Origin of the sequence: Bradyrhizobium sp. 187 (assembly GCF_023101005.1) — a bacterium.
Classification (GTDB): Bacteria; Pseudomonadota; Alphaproteobacteria; order Rhizobiales; family Xanthobacteraceae; genus Bradyrhizobium; species Bradyrhizobium canariense_D.
Genome location: NZ_CP064694.1, coordinates 267,775 through 283,916, shown reverse-complemented (window position 1 = coordinate 283,916; position 16,142 = coordinate 267,775). Strand labels below are relative to the sequence as shown.

The 16,142-nt window shown below is 59.6% G+C and carries 14 protein-coding genes and 4 pseudogenes; 5 read left to right on the top strand and 13 right to left on the bottom strand.

Features of this window, described 5'->3' with window-relative positions:
* Positions 1 to 138: 138 nt before the first annotated feature.
* The 4 genes and pseudogenes from IVB19_RS38440 to IVB19_RS38425 form a co-directional block, all read right to left on the bottom strand.
* Positions 139 to 731: pseudogene (locus IVB19_RS38440) on the bottom strand (ATPase, T2SS/T4P/T4SS family); the annotation flags it as partial.
* A 111-nt stretch (positions 732 to 842) separates the two neighbouring features.
* Complete coding sequence (locus tag IVB19_RS38435) at positions 843 to 2,117, bottom strand: C4-dicarboxylate transporter DctA (RefSeq protein WP_247822272.1); 1,275 nt, start codon at positions 2,115 to 2,117, stop codon at positions 843 to 845.
* 615 nt (positions 2,118 to 2,732) lie between these two features.
* Positions 2,733 to 3,860, bottom strand: a complete 1,128-nt coding sequence (locus IVB19_RS38430; protein ID WP_247822271.1) for a TlpA family protein disulfide reductase — start codon at positions 3,858 to 3,860, stop codon at positions 2,733 to 2,735.
* Positions 3,861 to 4,084: 224 nt separating this feature from the next.
* Entirely contained in the window at positions 4,085 to 5,380 is a 1,296-nt protein-coding gene (locus IVB19_RS38425; protein ID WP_524536795.1) for an MFS transporter, read from the bottom strand.
* Between the two features lie 7 nt (positions 5,381 to 5,387).
* Here IVB19_RS38425 and IVB19_RS38420 point away from each other — a divergent pair, with 7 nt between their 5' ends.
* On the top strand, positions 5,388 to 5,558 hold the full coding sequence (locus IVB19_RS38420) for a hypothetical protein (protein ID WP_247822270.1): 171 nt from the start codon (positions 5,388 to 5,390) through the stop codon (positions 5,556 to 5,558).
* A gap of 264 nt (positions 5,559 to 5,822) precedes the next feature.
* Complete coding sequence (locus IVB19_RS38415) at positions 5,823 to 6,110, top strand: hypothetical protein (protein WP_247822269.1); 288 nt, start codon at positions 5,823 to 5,825, stop codon at positions 6,108 to 6,110.
* A 584-nt stretch (positions 6,111 to 6,694) separates the two neighbouring features.
* On the opposite strand, the gene IVB19_RS40580 is transcribed toward IVB19_RS38415, so the two are convergent.
* From IVB19_RS40580 to IVB19_RS38400, 3 genes and pseudogenes are all read right to left on the bottom strand, one after another.
* Positions 6,695 to 7,189, bottom strand: a complete 495-nt coding sequence (locus IVB19_RS40580) for a lytic transglycosylase domain-containing protein (RefSeq protein ID WP_346283681.1) — start codon at positions 7,187 to 7,189, stop codon at positions 6,695 to 6,697.
* Between the two features lie 305 nt (positions 7,190 to 7,494).
* Positions 7,495 to 7,973, bottom strand: a pseudogene (locus tag IVB19_RS38405) (S26 family signal peptidase).
* 26 nt (positions 7,974 to 7,999) lie between these two features.
* Positions 8,000 to 8,460 (bottom strand): annotated as a pseudogene (locus IVB19_RS38400) (DUF2840 domain-containing protein).
* 351 nt (positions 8,461 to 8,811) lie between these two features.
* Between IVB19_RS38400 and IVB19_RS38395 the strand changes: the two are divergent.
* Complete coding sequence (locus IVB19_RS38395; RefSeq protein WP_247822268.1) at positions 8,812 to 9,273, top strand: hypothetical protein; 462 nt, start codon at positions 8,812 to 8,814, stop codon at positions 9,271 to 9,273.
* Positions 9,209 to 9,466 (top strand): hypothetical protein, encoded by a 258-nt coding sequence (locus tag IVB19_RS38390; RefSeq protein WP_247822267.1) that lies wholly within the window; start codon positions 9,209 to 9,211, stop codon positions 9,464 to 9,466. Before IVB19_RS38395 ends, IVB19_RS38390 begins: the two co-directional genes overlap by 65 nt.
* Positions 9,467 to 9,908: 442 nt before the next feature.
* Here IVB19_RS38390 and IVB19_RS38385 read toward each other — a convergent pair.
* From IVB19_RS38385 to IVB19_RS38365, 6 genes and pseudogenes are all read right to left on the bottom strand, one after another.
* A pseudogene (locus IVB19_RS38385) lies at positions 9,909 to 10,669 on the bottom strand (IS5 family transposase).
* Positions 10,670 to 10,973: 304 nt separating this feature from the next.
* Positions 10,974 to 11,294: a DUF736 domain-containing protein gene (locus IVB19_RS38380; RefSeq protein WP_247822266.1), complete on the bottom strand. Its 321-nt coding sequence runs from the start codon at positions 11,292 to 11,294 to the stop codon at positions 10,974 to 10,976.
* A gap of 65 nt (positions 11,295 to 11,359) precedes the next feature.
* Positions 11,360 to 12,507 (bottom strand): IS3 family transposase gene (locus IVB19_RS38375; protein ID WP_247822296.1). Its coding sequence is split into 2 segments (ribosomal slippage): positions 11,360 to 11,979 and positions 11,979 to 12,507, totalling 1,149 coding nucleotides; the frame shifts between segments, so codons are not numbered across the junction.
* Between the two features lie 713 nt (positions 12,508 to 13,220).
* Entirely contained in the window at positions 13,221 to 14,267 is a 1,047-nt protein-coding gene (locus IVB19_RS38370) for an IS110 family RNA-guided transposase (RefSeq protein ID WP_247822295.1), read from the bottom strand.
* Between the two features lie 468 nt (positions 14,268 to 14,735).
* On the bottom strand, positions 14,736 to 14,885 hold the full coding sequence (locus IVB19_RS40575; RefSeq protein ID WP_346283680.1) for a hypothetical protein: 150 nt from the start codon (positions 14,883 to 14,885) through the stop codon (positions 14,736 to 14,738).
* 36 nt (positions 14,886 to 14,921) lie between these two features.
* Entirely contained in the window at positions 14,922 to 15,344 is a 423-nt protein-coding gene (locus tag IVB19_RS38365) for a hypothetical protein (RefSeq protein ID WP_346283679.1), read from the bottom strand.
* A gap of 183 nt (positions 15,345 to 15,527) precedes the next feature.
* Here IVB19_RS38365 and IVB19_RS40950 point away from each other — a divergent pair, with 183 nt between their 5' ends.
* Positions 15,528 to 15,791: a glycoside hydrolase family 130 protein gene (locus tag IVB19_RS40950; RefSeq protein WP_524536794.1), complete on the top strand. Its 264-nt coding sequence runs from the start codon at positions 15,528 to 15,530 to the stop codon at positions 15,789 to 15,791.
* The last annotated feature ends 351 nt before the right edge of the window (positions 15,792 to 16,142 follow it).

The following is a 16,142-nucleotide window of genomic DNA, read 5'->3' as shown; positions in this document are numbered from 1 at the left end:
AGCCGGGCCCTGTCCAGGCTGGCAAGACCCAGCTCAGCCAAAGCGTCACAATTGCCGTGGCCGGAATGCTGGCGCGGCGGAGAGATGAAGGCGTCATGACCAGTCTCCAATTGCAGAAAGGCAGTAATCACCTGATGCTCAGAAGCCGGTGACGCGGGCGAGCTCGCTCAAGCAGCGTTCGGCGCCACGGCCGCTGAGCACCGCGACCACGTTGATTTTTTCGGCGATAAGCGGCCTAGGGACTGTGACGACAGCTTCCTGGACCAGCTGCTCGAGCCGGCGTAGCGCCCCGAGCGCCGTTCCGGCATGGATCGTGCCGATTCCGCCCGGGCTCCAGGCTTGAGCAAATCGAGCGCCTCGGCTCCGCGCACCTCACCAATGGGAATTCGATCGGGGGCGCAGACGAAGCGACGAACGGACCAGGTCGGAGAGCGAGATCAAGCCGTACTTCGTGCGGAGCGCCACGACGTTTGGCGCCAAGCACTGAAGCTCGCGCGTATCTTCAATGACAACGCCACGCTCAGTCGTTTAGCCACCTCGCCGAGAAGGGCATTGGTCAGTGTCGTCTTGCCGGTCGAGGTGCCGCCGGCGACTAGAATGTTCTTGCGCGCGCAAACTGCATCCCTCAATGCACCGGCCTGATCCGGCGTCATGATGCCGAGTGCGACGTAATCCTCGAGGCTGAACACGGCGACCGCCGGCTTTCCGATCGCAAATGTTGGCGCGGCGACCCTGCACCATTCCCCTGGCGCTGGCCCTTACTGCACGAGCCTTGCCAACGCAGAATGCAGGCATTCAAAGAGTGACTTCTAGTCCGCAATGGCCGAGCTGAGATCTCCGATCTACTTGAGCTGCGCGTGTAGCGAGACATGGTCGAGTTCACCTTCCCACCACGACACAAACACCGCGGCAATACCGTTCCCGATGATGTTGGTAAGCGCGCGCACCTCGCTCATGAACTTGTCGATCGAGAATACGATCGCAATGCCCGGGACGAGGTCAGGACTGACCACCGTCAAGGTTGCGGCCAGGGTGACGAACCCGGCACCGGTAACACCACTTGCGCCCTTCGAGGTGAGCATCGCCACAACGAGTATCGTGAGCTGCTGGCTGAAGTCGAGATCGACCCCGAGCGCCTGCGCGATGAACAAGGTCGCCAGCGTCATGTAAATGTTGGTCCCATCCAAATTGAAAGAGTATCCTGTCGGCACCACCAGACCGACGACCGGCTTGGAACAGCCCAGCCGTTCGAGTTTTTCCATCAGCTGCGGCAGCGCGCTTTCGGATGACGACGTTCCGAGCACGATCAACAGCTCATCCTTGATGTAGACGATGAACTTTAAAACAGAAAAACCGACCAAGCGCGCGACCAGGCCAAGCACAATGATTACGAAGAGCCCGGCTGTCACATAGAACAGCGCAACCAATCCGATGAGTTTACCGAGCGCGGACGGTCCGAATTCGCCGATAGTGTAGGCCATGGCGCCGAACGCCCCGACTGGCGCTGCCTTCATTATGATCCTAATGACACCAAATACCGCGTGTGCAGCATCGTCGACCAGACTGCGCATCCGCTCACCCCGCTGGCCAAGCGCCATTAGCGAGAACCCGAACAGGATGGCAAATAGCAGCACCTGTAGCACGTCGCCTCGGGCCAGAGCGCCAACTACGCTATCCGGAATGATATTGAGGAGGAAATCGACCGCCTTCTGCCCTTCCGCTTTTTTGACGTAGTTGGCTACTGCCGCGGCATCAGCCCTGGGAGCGAGCCCATGGCCGGCCTGAACGAGATTACCCATCACGAGACCCAGGATCAGCGCGAAGGTTGACACGATCTCGAAGTAAAGCAGCGCCTTGACGCCGACTCGGCCGACCTTTCGTGCATCCTGAACATGCGCAATTCCGGACACAACAGTGCAGAAGATGATCGGGGCGATCACCATTTTGATCAGCTTGATGAATCCGTCACCAAGCGCTTTGACCCAGCTGCTCGTCCCGACAGCAGGCCACAACCAGCCAACGAGAACGCCAATAAGGATCGCGATGAGTACCTGGATATAAAGAACCTTGTACCAGGGGCCAGTTTTGACAGAGCGGGGCTGGCGGTTATTGTGCATCACGCTCGACCCAGCGCCGTGGTACCAAAGAGGGATGACAATGAAGGCACGGCTTCGCTGAGTGTTCCCATAGCGCGGCCCGCACAGATCGCTGACCCCTTTAAACGGCCCCGACCGTTGCCACGGTTTGCCGCCTCTCCCGAATCGGCTTGCGGCCAACGCGAAACAAAGTTCTGAATCCCTTGTGAAATCAGCGGTAAAAACTTGAGAAAGCTTCCTTGAGAGTTGGAATGCATCAGCGTCACCACCCAATTCTATCTTTCTTGTTGTTCGAAGATGCCACCAGCATCTTATAAGAGACCAACTCTAGCAGACGGCGACCACTCTTCATCTGGACAGGCATTCTCGCCGCTATCACGCCAGAGCGCGACGTACCTTGAAGAAACATTCACCGCAGAACACTTGTGGTGGTGCGGCTCGCCTGCGTTCACCCGCTCGCTCGTGCTATCTTCACTTTAGGTGAATGCCCCGGCGTTCCCAAAGGCATCGACTTCGATCGCAAAACCACAAGGGCCGAGAAGACATGGCAAGCAGCATTGCTCACGCTGCCTCCCTTCGCGATCCCGGTTCCGGCTTTTCGGAAGCTTTGTTTTGCGGTCTCAAACAACACTCCTCCTAAGAGAGCTTCTCGCCCCTGTAGCTCGCTAACGCCTGGAGGGAGCGCTGCACCTGATCCCGTTTCGCTTTATCCGGGATGGGCGCTGCATCCAGCCATTTCAGCATCACCTCGACCAATTCGATCGCGCGATCCTTTTCACCAGTCTCGTAATAGTACTGAGCGACCGGCCCGTACGAGAGGAACTTCGCTAACTCGCTGTCTTGGGGCGGATTCGCCGCCAGGATCTTTTCGCAGAGGTCCTTGCCCATGGCAAAGCGCTCGGCATGTGGAAAACCGGAGTAGTCTTTGGCGGGGTCGAAGAGTTCGCGGATGGCCACGTACATCCAAACCACGCGTTTCTTGCCGATTGCATCGCGAACCAATTCGCGCAATACCGCCAGGCCGGCCGGCACGTCCCGTATCTTGTAAAGCAACAATTCCGCATGAAGCCCACGGAGCTCGACTTCGTCCGGTCTCGCTGCGAGTGCCTCCTCAACAGCTGAAACGGCTGCCGCCCAATCCTTGCTATTCATAGCGGCTCTAAGTCTGGCAAAGATCGGCTTCACCAGCGCTTCTTCGCGCTTTACGCGCTGACCCTTGTTTATCCTTTCCGCATCTAGGGCTTCGGCTTCGTCGCTCCCTGCCCAGGAGCCGTTCAGAACTTTCGGCAACACGTTGTCGAGTTTCGTCGGATCGCCGATAAAGGCCAAGCGACCATCACGATCGACCACGAACGACGACGGAATTTCGACAGAAAAGCTGGGATCCATCCAAAGCTTGCTCATTTCGCCGGCGTAGTCGAATGCGATCGGGAAGTTCAGATTTGGCAAGCTCTTCGTCAGCCAAGCGTCCAAGCTGGCTCGCGCCTCATCTGCCGCCGAAGCTTTTTCGTTAGCCGCGATGCCCACCACCTCAACTCCGTTGCTCCTGTATTTGCGTTGCAGACTCACCAACTTCGGCATCGAGGCGATACATGCTCCGCACCACGTCGCCCAAAAGTCGATGATGTATACTTTCCCAGGTTCGAACTTCGTAACGGGTTGGCCACGTAGCCAGTCCTCAACTTTGATGGAGGGAGCCGGCGAACCGACTCTCAGCACATTCTCCGCACCGAGTTGAGTCGCGCTCTCAGTCACACTGCTCATTGCTCAATCACCTTTACCTGACCCTACGGAGAACAAGAGCAAGCCGCGTGCCAGCCAGCACTCATTGATATTACGCATTCTACGTATCATTCCTGTCGACCTTGCGACGCATGTCGCATATCCGACCAGCTGTTTGGAGCTTCTCAGGCAATCAGTAGGCCGGCGACCGGACGATCTTGACGCGCCTGTAGACCGACGAGGGGAAGTCATACAGAAGGCCGAGTTCACCACTCCACGTTTTGGTCGGTTTCCGGGATAACCATTTGAGCGCTCGGGATTACGACGTGAACTGACCTGCTTTGGCCTGTCGACTTGCGCTTGACGGCGACCTCAGATTTCCAATTCAACTCTTTGAGGGAAGGGGCGATGAACCAGACCAGGGCGACCAGCTGCAGCACAACATTGATACTGAACGCCGTCTGATACGCGATTGGGGGGTAGTGTCCGTCCTTTGCCGGCCACTGCTCGAGAATTACCCCCGTCCCGTACTGGACGAGGAAAGCCCACCCGAAATGCAGAACGTTGAGCACGCCGTTTGCGCGCGCGATCAGTTGGGCCGGAAAGTAATCTCCGATGATGGCGTAGCTGAGGACGATTGCCGATCCGACCACCGCCACAACGATCCACGACGGTAGCGACGGGAATGGCGGATGCAATATCAGCGCGAGTTCGCCTGCAATGAACACAGCAGCTATGATTGCGAGCAACCTTTCAATGTTCTTGCCATGCCGCCGCAGCGAATCGGCGACCACGCCGAGCAGCAACGCGCCAATGCTTAGGGCTATCGCCATGACGAGCAATTGTGTGACAAGGCTTGTTCGATCCAAGCCTTCCACATCGCTCAGCCAGGACGCTGCCCACGAGGACTGCAGGGCCCACGCCGACCCGATACATGTTGAAGAGATCGGCGCAATTCTCCAGAACCGCCCATCTGTATAGACGGTCTTCAGGCTGACTGTCCCTGGAGGGCCCTTCGCAGTTACCTCATGCTCTGGAACCAAAAGATAAATCGAAGCGGCCGCGGAGGCACTGGATGCGGCAAGCAGCTCAAATAGACCGCGCCACCCTATCCAGTTAAGCAATGCCTCGGCTGGTGCGGTTGCCGTTACTGCGCCCAGCGCACCCAGCATGATCATACAGCCGTTGATGAGCGCCACGCGCTCTCTCGGAAACCAGAGCACGACTGTTTTCAGGCCAGACATGAGGGAAGCTGCGGTGCCGAATGCAATCATCGCGCGAGCAACCAGAAGCGACAGAAATCCACTCGACAATCCGAAAAGCGCAGCGCCTGCGGCAGCCAGCAGCAAGAGCGCACCCTGGACTCGGCGCGGACCGAAGCGATCCAAGAGCATGCCCATCGGAATCTGGCTGCCGGTAACAACCAGAAAGTAGATCGAGCCCAACAGCCCCAAATCGGCCATGCCAAGCTCCAAATCAGAGGCGAGGCGGCCAGAAATGAGCGTGTTGATCATCCGAAACAGGTAGGAAAGATAATACCCCGCGGCAAAGGGAAGGAACACGCAAGAGATGATCCGCCAGCTCCAACGCCGGTTGACCGGCTTCTCGCGTGATATCAGCCCAGCGGCATCGCTGCGCGTGTTGCTCGAAGCGCGGCCACTGGCTTTAACACAAGGCGTTTGGCAGCTGTCGAAAGTGGATATTGCTGCCGCCCTCCTCGGCGACAGCACCCGCGTCTGAGGTTTCACGTACGACCGCCACACAGTGGGGTTCTTCTTCAACTGGCGCTCGTGGAACGGCGCGTGACGCTCCGCCGCCCATTTCAGGCCCGGATCCGCTGGAATTTCCCGAGCTATCAATTGCCTCCTGCAGCAAGGGCCGGCCAAACCGTACGCGGCGATCAACCTGCTCGGCAAAAGCCTTGAAGCGCTCGAGCCCGAGTACGCACGCCTCGTCCTGCTTGGATGGCGGCATTGGCGGCGTCAGCGTGAGGTGGTATCGCACATGGAGAGCCACTATTTCCGCGATCGTCGCAATGTCCGTCCGCAGACTGAGCACCTGCTCATTCGTTCGCTCGATCGCTTCGTAAACAAGACCCTCTGTAGGCGGCGCCGGATCCAGGAGGCGCTCAAGAGCCGCCTCGACGACGACGCTCTTGCCCATACCACGGCGGTCAGCCGCGGCTTGGAGTCGCTGGAAAATGCACTCAGAAACTTGAATTGTTATCTTTTTGGTCTGCTGAGCTTCGCTTGGACTCGGCTGCGCGTCCACCTCAGCTTCATTCCGACTTGAGCTCCGTTCTTCCCGGCGCCCGCCGCTAATCTGCATACTCCAGCTTCCTTCTCTTTGCGACCGCACACCGCCCGCGCTTGCACGCGCGTGGTCTGGATGTTCGGTCGAAACGGATGAATCGCCCTGCGATGACGCATGACAAAAAGGGCCGAGACCGCATGTCGCTCGCGAGAAACGGCTTTGTCCGGCGCGCGCGCGTGGAACGGATACGGCCGGGACGGATCTGAAGATCATCGTCGCGCGTCATTCCGGCCGCCGCAAGGCATCGAAACCCTTGTAAGAACAGCGCCTTGGGGAAAGCTGAACTTTGCTCCGAGTCGCCGCAATGTTTAGTCGATCATTGAAATCGATATACTTTCTCGCACAACCGACCGGCCGCACCTTGCGGCTTTTATCCTGCCATCGGCGGGCGGCTCCCCCCTGCTCCCTCCCGGCCATTCTCAAACATGCGAGAACCTTCGAGGCCATGCGACCAGCCGATTGCGATCATGGAGAGTGCACGTTGACTGATCGATGCACAAACAGCCCTGTCGCGCGAGGTACGAGTGCACTGGTAACGGCGTTAGGCGCTGCCTTCGACGAATTCATTGTGCGCACTCTTGAGGCAAAGCTGTCGGTAGCGGACGAGCTGCCGTATCGCTCAACAAAACAGGAGCTTGCTGCCACAGGACGACATGTCTGGCGGCCGAATCACGGCTGCTGCTTTGCTCAACTCCGGTCAATGCTGCGAGTCTGGCTACATAGGTTTGCGTTTCTTCTGGAAGTGATCGACTTGTCGCCAAATGCTCGTCATATCGCTTCGGTCCCGCATTGTAGGCCGCAAGAAACCCTCTCGATGCGAACCGGTCGAGCATCTCCCGAATGTACGCTGAGCCAGCTATAATATTGTCGTGCGGATCAAACGGATCGATACCGAGACCGTAACGAGCCCTCAGTTCGACCAATGTCGCGGGCATGATTTGCATCAGCCCGAGCGCTCCTCGAGGCGACATGGCATGCGCATCACCGCCACTTTCGACCTGCATCACGGCATCGATCCAACGCTCCGGGATCCCGAACCGGTGGGAGGCTTCGGTCACGAACGGGGCGTATGAAACGCTACGAAGCAGGGTTGTGGAGTGCGCAGCTGGTGCCCGCGATGCGACCTCCGCTCTGGCTGTCGAGGGCGGTCCTAACGTCAGCAGAATCCTCAAAAAGCAAACAGTGGCCCCACATCGCATTTGGCGGACAGCCGCCAAGTATAACGTTTCTCCCAGCCCGCCTTGAGGTCGCCTGATCACGGGGAAATGCGCGCCGATTGTCAAGAAGCTGACCGAGACGGAGGAACGATGTTGCGACCGGCCATATGGAGAAATGAGGAGCCAATAGGGGAGATCCGGCATTGTCACTTCTCTCTGGTCCACACCGGAAGCGCTCGGCCAATGACGGCCGATCTCGGCAGGAGCCCGAAATATCGGCCGTCTAGCGAGTCCGCCGACTGCCAGTTCATGAGAAACAGTTCATCCTCAGCAATGACCCGGCAGCCCTGCCAGACCGGCAACGGCCGGCCGCGGCGATCGCGCTGGCTTGCCTCACCCACGTGTATGCTGTCGACGATGATTGCGAGGCCCGTTCTGCAGAGGGTTTGGCCGGGCAGCGCCAGCACACGCTTGAGCATTGGAAGGCCGCTTGGCAAATAGCCGTTGAGATCGAGAAAAGTCGCGAGCGGGTCTGGCGTTCGAACCGCCACGAGCTCAGTGACGTACATGGTCCGGCCTCTTGCAAGTGATAGACGCCGATCGGCACGCCCTCCGAGGCATTCCAGATGTACAATCGTGAGGTGTTGTTGACTGGCCAGAGCGCGAGCATTGTCGCCCCACACATCGCAAGAATGTTCCCCATCCGTCCCATCAGAGTGCGATCCTGCGCCGATGGAGCCACGCCTGATGGCGTCCACGGGTATAAGCCCGTGGCTTTTCGTTGACGGAAAGACGGTTGTGGGCGTGATGCCAATACTCGGGGGCTGCATCGGCGGGATCGATGCCCAGTGACTCTACGGCCGATCAACTGGAGAACGCGTTCGACCTTTGGCCAACCAGCTAATCGCAGCAGGCTTTCGCCGCCGGGGCTGACCCAAGGCACGGTTGAGTATCGCTGCCCTGGCGCGACGGCGCGCAAAATGTCGATCCGAGACAGGATGGTTCCGAAGTCGTTGGACTCCAGCGCACGAACGCGAAGATGCTGCCGGGCAAAACGAGAGAATGCGCCGGCGATGGTCAATGATCTCCACTGATGCAGGTTGACCGAACCGGATCCGATTTTCGATGCGCTTCTCGAGCCACAAGAGCTCAACAGTTGTGAGGTCGCTCACCTGACTGCTCCATATTGTCGAGACGGATTTTGGACCTCCCGAGAATGGCTATCACCGGCACATCGTGCGAGACGCCTTTTGCGTCGGCAGGACGGCTGTAATGACGCTGCGATGGATCGTGGTCGCCGAAGACTTGTTGCAATCCTGCTGCAAGGGACCACATCGGCGAGGCTCCAATTCGTTAGAAGGAATCGAAAGAACTGCAGGTTTTCCGAGGGAGTGGTGGCTTGTGTCCCCTCGCCGGCCAGATTGCGCAGATGTTGCTTGGCTAAGAATCCGGGAAGGGAACGGAGCGCGCGTTCCGGCGGAGAATGCTAGAGACGAACGACGGAATTTTATGCAGGGCTCGACGTGTCGCTGCATGCAACGAATGTTTGTGTGGTGGACGGCCACGGCAACGTCGTTCAGGAAACGACACTCGAGACCGACCCGGACGCGATCGAGCTGTTCCTGGCGGAACCGGGAATCCACCTCAAGCGCGTCGGCCTGGAAGCGTTCTCGTACAGCGCCTGGCTGTTCACGGCGATTTCCGAAAAAGGCCTCGCCGTGATCTGCATCGAGAGCCGGCACGCCAAGGCGGCGCTGAACGCGATGGCAAACAAGACCGACCGCAACGCCGGGCATTGTGCAGATGATGCGGACCGGTTGGTTCCGTACGGTTCATGTCAAGTCGGAGAGCGCACAGCCGCTGCGCGCGCCGCTGGTCGGGCGCAAGGCGATGCGCTGCAAGATGCTGGGCGTGGAGAACATGATCCGCGGCCTGTTGAGCCCGTTCGGCCTCCAGCTCGGCAAGATCTCGGTCGGCCGTTTTGATGCGCGGGTGCGCGAGATCATGGCCGGAAAGAGCGCATTGGAAGCGATCGTCGCACGGCTGTTCGACGCCCGCAACGCCATACGGCTGCAGTTGGCAAAACTGCACCGCCTGCCGCTGGCAGCTGCGCGCAGCGACAGCGCACTGCGCCGGATGATGCAGAGCTTTGACGCCATCATGCAGCGCCCTGGTTAGCCTGACCGCCCATTCTCCACATTCCGGCATGTGGTGGCTTTGGTGCCAACTACGGACGTTAGTGAGTCCTCCTCGACGAGCGAGCTGCCGCAAACCGAAGCAACGATCGTGATGCGGTGACGCTGAAGTTGATGATCGCGTGGCCTTGCGCGCGATTGCGTTCTCGCGGAGAAAGGAATCGCATTGCAAGAACGTGTTGCGCGTGACAGAGTACGCGCATGAGGTATCCTCGCTGCATGCACGACCGACTTTGTTCACAACGCACTGATTCACAACAAGACGTTAGTGTCAGTACGTTAGTAAAGTTAAGAGAGCTGGAAAAATTGGCGTTGCAGTGCTTCAGGTGTGATTTAGGTCCTCGATAGCCTGCGGATCGGGTCCGCGATGGCACGAGTCTTCCAGCTCCTGGTAACACGAGCGAATTCACAGCTAGGGTTCAGACTCAATTGATCCAATAAGCGACGAGAGCGGCGAGGTGGACGGCGGCCAAGAAGTTTCTGGCAAGTTTGTCGTAGCGAGTAGCAACACGCCTGAAATCCTTGAGCCGGCAGAAACAGCGCTCGATAACATTGCGCCCTTTATAGAGGCGCTTGCTGAAGCTGTGGAGGGTTACCCGGTTGGATTTGTTTGGAATGACGGGTTTCGCGCCGCGATTGACGATTTCGGCGCGAAAGCCGTCGCCATCGTAGCCTTTGTCCCCAATGAGGGAAGACATGGGCGGCGCGAGCTTCAAAAGGGCCGGCCCTGCGGCAATGTCTGCGGCTTGTCCCGGAGTGAGATGAAATGCGCAAGGTTTGCAATCAGGGTCGCTCAGCGCGTGGATTTTCGTGGTCCGCCCACCGCGCGAGCGGCCGATCGCCTGTTCACACTCCCCCCTTTTCCGCCGCTCGCCGAGCGATGCGCTTTGATCGAGGTGGAGCCGATCGACAAAGCCACTCGGTCCTTGCCGCAGCGGGCGAGCGCTTCAAAGATCGCCTGCCAATGTCCGCGCTTAGCCCAGCGATTGAACCGATTGTAGATCGTCGTGTAAGGGCCATAGTCGGACGGGCAATCGCGCCAGCGTGCGCCGCACTGGAGCATGTGAATGATACCGCTGATAATGCGTCGATCGTCTTCGCGCGCCGGGCCGGTCTGGTTTGTTGGCAGATGCGGCTCTATCTGAGCCCACTGCTTGTCGTTGAGCCAGAACAGTCCTTTGCGCATCGAAGTCCCCCGTGCCGAATCAACTTGGCACCAGGGAATCAGAACTCGCTAATTAGGTACAGACCCTAGTCCCCCGCAGGGCTGACAAGGCCACGCTTTCGCAATCGTTGCGTGGGCGGGTCCATCGGGACGAGTGCGAAATTCGATCGTCCTTCGCCATTCAGGTCGTGTGTGATAGCCAGCCGATAGCAGAACGCGAGTCGGAAAATCGACTGCGCCGATGCAGCGGCAGCGTTGATGTTTTTGCCTTTAGGCTCCAAAAGGAACCCGCCCGATCAACTCGGGCGGGGCTTTAGAGCGAGTCTCACTCGCCGTTCTTGCGCGGCCGCGACCAGAGCAGGGTGTACCCCTCGCCGCCTTCGTCATCGAAAAGGTTCGCGTAGATCGGTCCGTTGAATGAGGGATCGTCGAGCTTGAGCGAGAGGTAGTCGCGGCCCTCCTCGGAGCGCTTCGACCAGGCTGCCCCGATCTCCGGCCGGCCCACGTAGATGCGGTGGTTGGGCGCGTTGTGGCTGGAGCGGTTGGTTTCGGCGATGATGCGGACGCCCTTGGTCTGAAGGCGCAGGGTGACGATCTCGCCGTGAAACTCGTTACTGACCTTCTTGAACGAACCGATGTTAGCCACGTTATGAGCTGGTCCCGGTTGTCTGAACAGAATCTCCGCGTTGATAAGTGGAGCCTCTGCCGGGGTTAGGCTGCCAAGCGGATTGGCAGCGGGGTGAAGTAGGCTTGATCAGGTGTGCTGCCGTCAAGGCTCGAGTGGGCACGGCGGCGATTGTAGAAGTCGAGATATCTGCCGATCGAGTCGCGCGCCTCGCTGACGGTCTCGTAGGCCCGCAGATGAACCTCCTCGTACTTGACGCTGGGCCACAACCGCTCGACGAACACGTTGTCCCGCCAAGCCCCTTTGCCGTCCATGCTGATGGCGATGCGGTTGCCGGCGAGCACGGCGGTGAAGTCCGCACCGGTGAACTGTGAACCCTGGTCGGTGTTGAAGGCGTCAGGCCGGCCGTGCAGCGCCAAGGCATCCTCCAGGGTCTCGACGCAGAAGGCCGCTTCCATCGCGATCGATAATCGCCATGACAATACTCGTCGGGTAGCCCAATCGAGCACGACAGCGAGATACACGAAGCCGCGCGCCATCGGGATGTAAGTGATGTCCATCGCCCAGACCTGGTTCGGACGCGTGATCTCCATGCCGCGCAGTAGATACGGATAAATCTTGTGGCCCGGCTCCGGCTTCGTGGTTCGGGGGCGGCGATAGAGCGCTTCTATCCCCATCCGCCGCATCAGCGTTTTGACATGCCGGGGCCGATCTTGCACCCCTCGGCAGCCAGCAGGCCTCTCAACATCCGCGAACCGGCGAAAGGAAACTCCAGATGCAGCCGATCGAGACGCCGCATGACCGCGAGATCGGCGTCCGACACCGTGAACCGCTTCAGGAATGCGATGGCCTGCGCTTCGTCACCCGTTTCGCTCGCCCGCCGCTTTTCGTCGGCCGGCACAAAGCGGTCGGCATAGACAACGGTCGTGCCGCGCTCGCCCTTGCGGACGTGACCGCCGAGCGACAGCGCCTGGCGGAATGTCAGCCAGCTCTGACCTGCGAATGCGCGCTCAGTGGCGGCTCCCCAGAGAATTAGGATGTTAATTCCGCTATATTGGCGGCCGATCGCGGCACTTTTTGGCACGGCCAGAGGCGTCTTCGCCGCCGCCGTGCCCCATGGCGGCACCCACGGCGCGCGGCCGGCCTCAAGCTCGGCGTTGATCTTGTTGGTCATGTCGTCATAAAGGTTCGCCCGGTCCTCACCGGATCGTGCCCGAGGATAATGTCTGGAGATCGCGGATCTCCGCGACGGGCGCCGCGAGCCTCTCTCGCAGCCTGTAACCCGTCACGGCAAAACCGCGCGAAACTCTTACTCACAGCCTCTCCGCGAGAGAGTGCGAAATCTAGGGGGCGGCCCGGCTTCGGTCCCGATTCGTCTTGGGGTTTGGCATCGAGATCAGGGCCGCAGGCCCGACCGGGCGTGCGCCGAGAGCGCATCGCCTCGACGGGAAATGGCACCCGGAGAGCGTGAGCATAGCGACCCAAAGGGGCACGCGGGTCCGAGTGCAGCGACGAGACCGGTTCAATAGTGGCACCCGGGAACGGGGCAGTGATAGCGATCTCGCCGCAGGCGGGCCCCTTTCCCGAGTGCCCCCGGCGAGGAGCTCCGCAGCTCTTGCGCGAGGGATCGAAGCCGGACGGCCGAGACGCAAAGCGGCTCGGTTCAATATGTGGACGGCCCCCGACTTGCAAGGATTGGCTTGGGCAGCATGCTCGGATCGCTTGCGCTCATATGTCCGGCCTACGATTGGGTCTGCGACCACTGGCCAAGATGGGCTTCGCGATCAGTGAGATCCAAACACGAGAACGGCATTTGCTGCCGGTGAACCGAGCGGAAACTCTCCCTGTTCGGCTTGCGCCGATCACACCACCCCTTCCTATCCTGCAAGTTCCAGCCTTAGCGTCAGACCTGCGGTGCTGACGCCAAACTTTGCATTTCGTTCATGCCTATATCGGTGTTGCCATTGGAACTGCCTTGCCAATGGGTCGATAGCGCTCCCCGCTGATCATCAATTTCCGAGCGATCCGAGCCATCTTGTTGGCCAATGCTACCGCGACGAGTTTTGGTGGCTTCCGCGCGATTAAAGCTTTTAACCAAGGCCACATCCTACTGCCGCCCCGGCGTAGGTCGCCGATGACCGCGGTAGCGCCTGCGACTAAGACGCTTCTTAGCATCTCATCACCGGCGCGCGTGATAACACCGAGCCGGTTTTTGCCTGCCGTCGAGTGGTTTTTTGGCGTCAAGCCGAGCCAGGCCGCAACGTTTCTTGCCGACTTGAAGCCGCGCGCGTCTACGACCTTTATTGATAGCAAAGTCGCGCCGATCGGACCAACTCCTGGAATAGCCGCCAGTCGTCGGCTCATCTCGTTAGCCCGATGGAGTTGCATGAGCTTTTTGTCGAGCGTGGCGATCTGATCATCAACACGTGCCAGTTCGGTCGCCAACGCCTCCACCAACTCCATTGCCAATTCGGGGACTGTCGCGTCAGCCCGAATATCGATCAGCAATTGCTGAAGCCGCGAAAGCCCCTTGGGCGCGGTAAAGCCGAACTCTGCGGCGTAACCGCGGATCGAAGTGGCGAGCTGGGTGCGCCTACCGATGAACTGGGTACGCACGCGCGTCAGCATCTGTGCGCCCTGTTGCTCGGGACTTTTGATCGGCACAAAGTTCTTGCGCAATTTGGGTCGACTCGCCGCCTCGCAAATCGCCTCGGCGTCCGCAGCGTCGGACTTCCCGCGCTGTACGTACGGTTTGACATATTGCGGCGGGATCATCGCCACCTCATGCCCCAGCGATCGCAGCTCCCGCGCCCAATAGTGCGATGCTCCGCAAGCCTCCATCGCGACAAACGCAGGCGGCAAACGACCGAAGAACGCCAGAACCTGACTGCGTTTCAGCTTACGTCGCAAGACCGGCTGCTCCATCCGGTCAACGCCATGCAATTGAAATACGCACTTTGAAGTGTCCAAACCGATGTGAACAATTGTTTCCACGGGCGGCTCCTTCTTTGAGGTCATCGACGACCCCATCCTGCCACGCAGACCGGCGGAAGGGGGCCGTCCACCCAACACGAGAGCCCGCTGCGGCGGAGCCGCACGCGCGCAAGCAGAAGACACTAAGGCTTAAGTCGGGGATCTAGATTTCCTCGCGCATGCGTCTGCGCGTCGTAGATCCTGATCTGAAGCATCAGAAAACGCTTCTTTAGTTCTTCGCCACCCGCCTTGGCGCCGTCTCTGGTTGTAAATTCGGCTTTGAACCGGCCGTCGACTACAAGTGCGTAACCAGCGGCCGGAAAGCCAACTGACCATTCCAGCCGAACTACACCAAGCCGTCCTGGAGCTCGCTGCTGAGGACCGGCGGGACCCCCCCCCGCCGTGAACCAGGCCGCAGCACGCTATCAGATCCCGAACGATGAACGCTCGAAGGGTCGCTGGCCTTCACGCGTGTGTGCGGCACAGAAACTAGCCGCGCGCGCGCCGCAGCGCCGCCTCCAAGCGCTCCTTCTCGTTGTGCCAGCGGTCTTGTTCGGTTTGCGACCTCTTCTCAAGAGCCTCAATTTCGGTCTGGATGGCGGCGGCCCGGTTCGCGTGCTCCCGCTTGGCTTTGTCCAACGCAGCCGTGCGTTGTTGACCGCCTGCTGACGGCGTTCACGCTCCTTCTGCCTGGCGGCCTCTTCCTTCCCGTTCAAGCTCGCGGCGCCTCTGCTCCCGTTCGTAGGCGAGCGGCCTTCCGCTCGGTAGCCTTGTCGACGGAGCGAGCGGAACGCCGCTTCGCTTTGAGCCTTTCGGCTTGCGGGAAACTTTCGTTGGTCCGCCGCCGCCGAGATCGGTGTTCAGCTCGGCATGTTCGCTGAAAGGGCGATCGGTTCCAACCGAGCGCCTGAGAACGACGCCGGGCTTTGCCATGGTCGCGGCGGTGACGTCAGGGTCATCACTTTCCTTCGCCGCGCCCTGATGGAAGAGATTGCTGTCGGCGTCCCACGCTTCCAGAGCCGCTTTCATGGAGGGGGCGGCGATTGCCAGATCGAAGAAGCCCACCGAAGTCTGGTAGGTCTTCAGTTTTCTGGCCATGAGACGCTTCGCCGCCCAGTGACCGCTGCCATGCGATCAGCTCTGCTGTTACCTCGCGAGCAGAGAATTTCCAAAGCGAGGCGAACAGAGCGGCCGGCCCGGAAGCTATTCCAACGCATGCGGCTTGTCGGAGCGCGCTTTCCGTGAACCCATGGCAAGGATACGCTACACTTCCGCTGCGGTTTGGCCGCTGGCTTCTTCGCCGCGGCCTGCTGCAAATGGAGCGGAGAGGCTCATGCGCCGCGATCGTGGACTGCGCGGCTGCCGCGAAGGCTAAGAAATCTAGCTTGCCGTCAATCCGGACCAAACGGGTATGTCCCAAACGTCGTGTACACCTGCGGCGCATTGCGACATCACGATAAGATCATTTTCCCCTACGCGGTCGCGGATACATTCTGCAACTTCGCGACGATCAACAGCGCCAGCCTGATGAACGCCATGGAATGAACGATAATTGGTACCTAATTCCGTAAAAGCGAGACGAATGTTTGCAAACGGCCGATTTTGATGCTCTCTACGCAATTTTACGCTAGGCAACACAGAGCGCCTGAGCGGGTGGGCGGGCGCAACCAGGGACGCGAGCTGACTTGCTCAATTTCGCGAGCCCAAGCTGGCGAGCAATAGGATGCATTGCATCACAGCGCGACCCTGAACGCTTGTTCTGGCAATAAGGATTGTGGAGATGGAAGGCGACTTGACGGAGATCGAACAGACGCTCGCCGCTATTGATAGCTGCTGCGCGCGCAAGTGAGGCAGTGCGACTGTCCCGGCCGATCCGCGCTACTCCATCAATAGTAT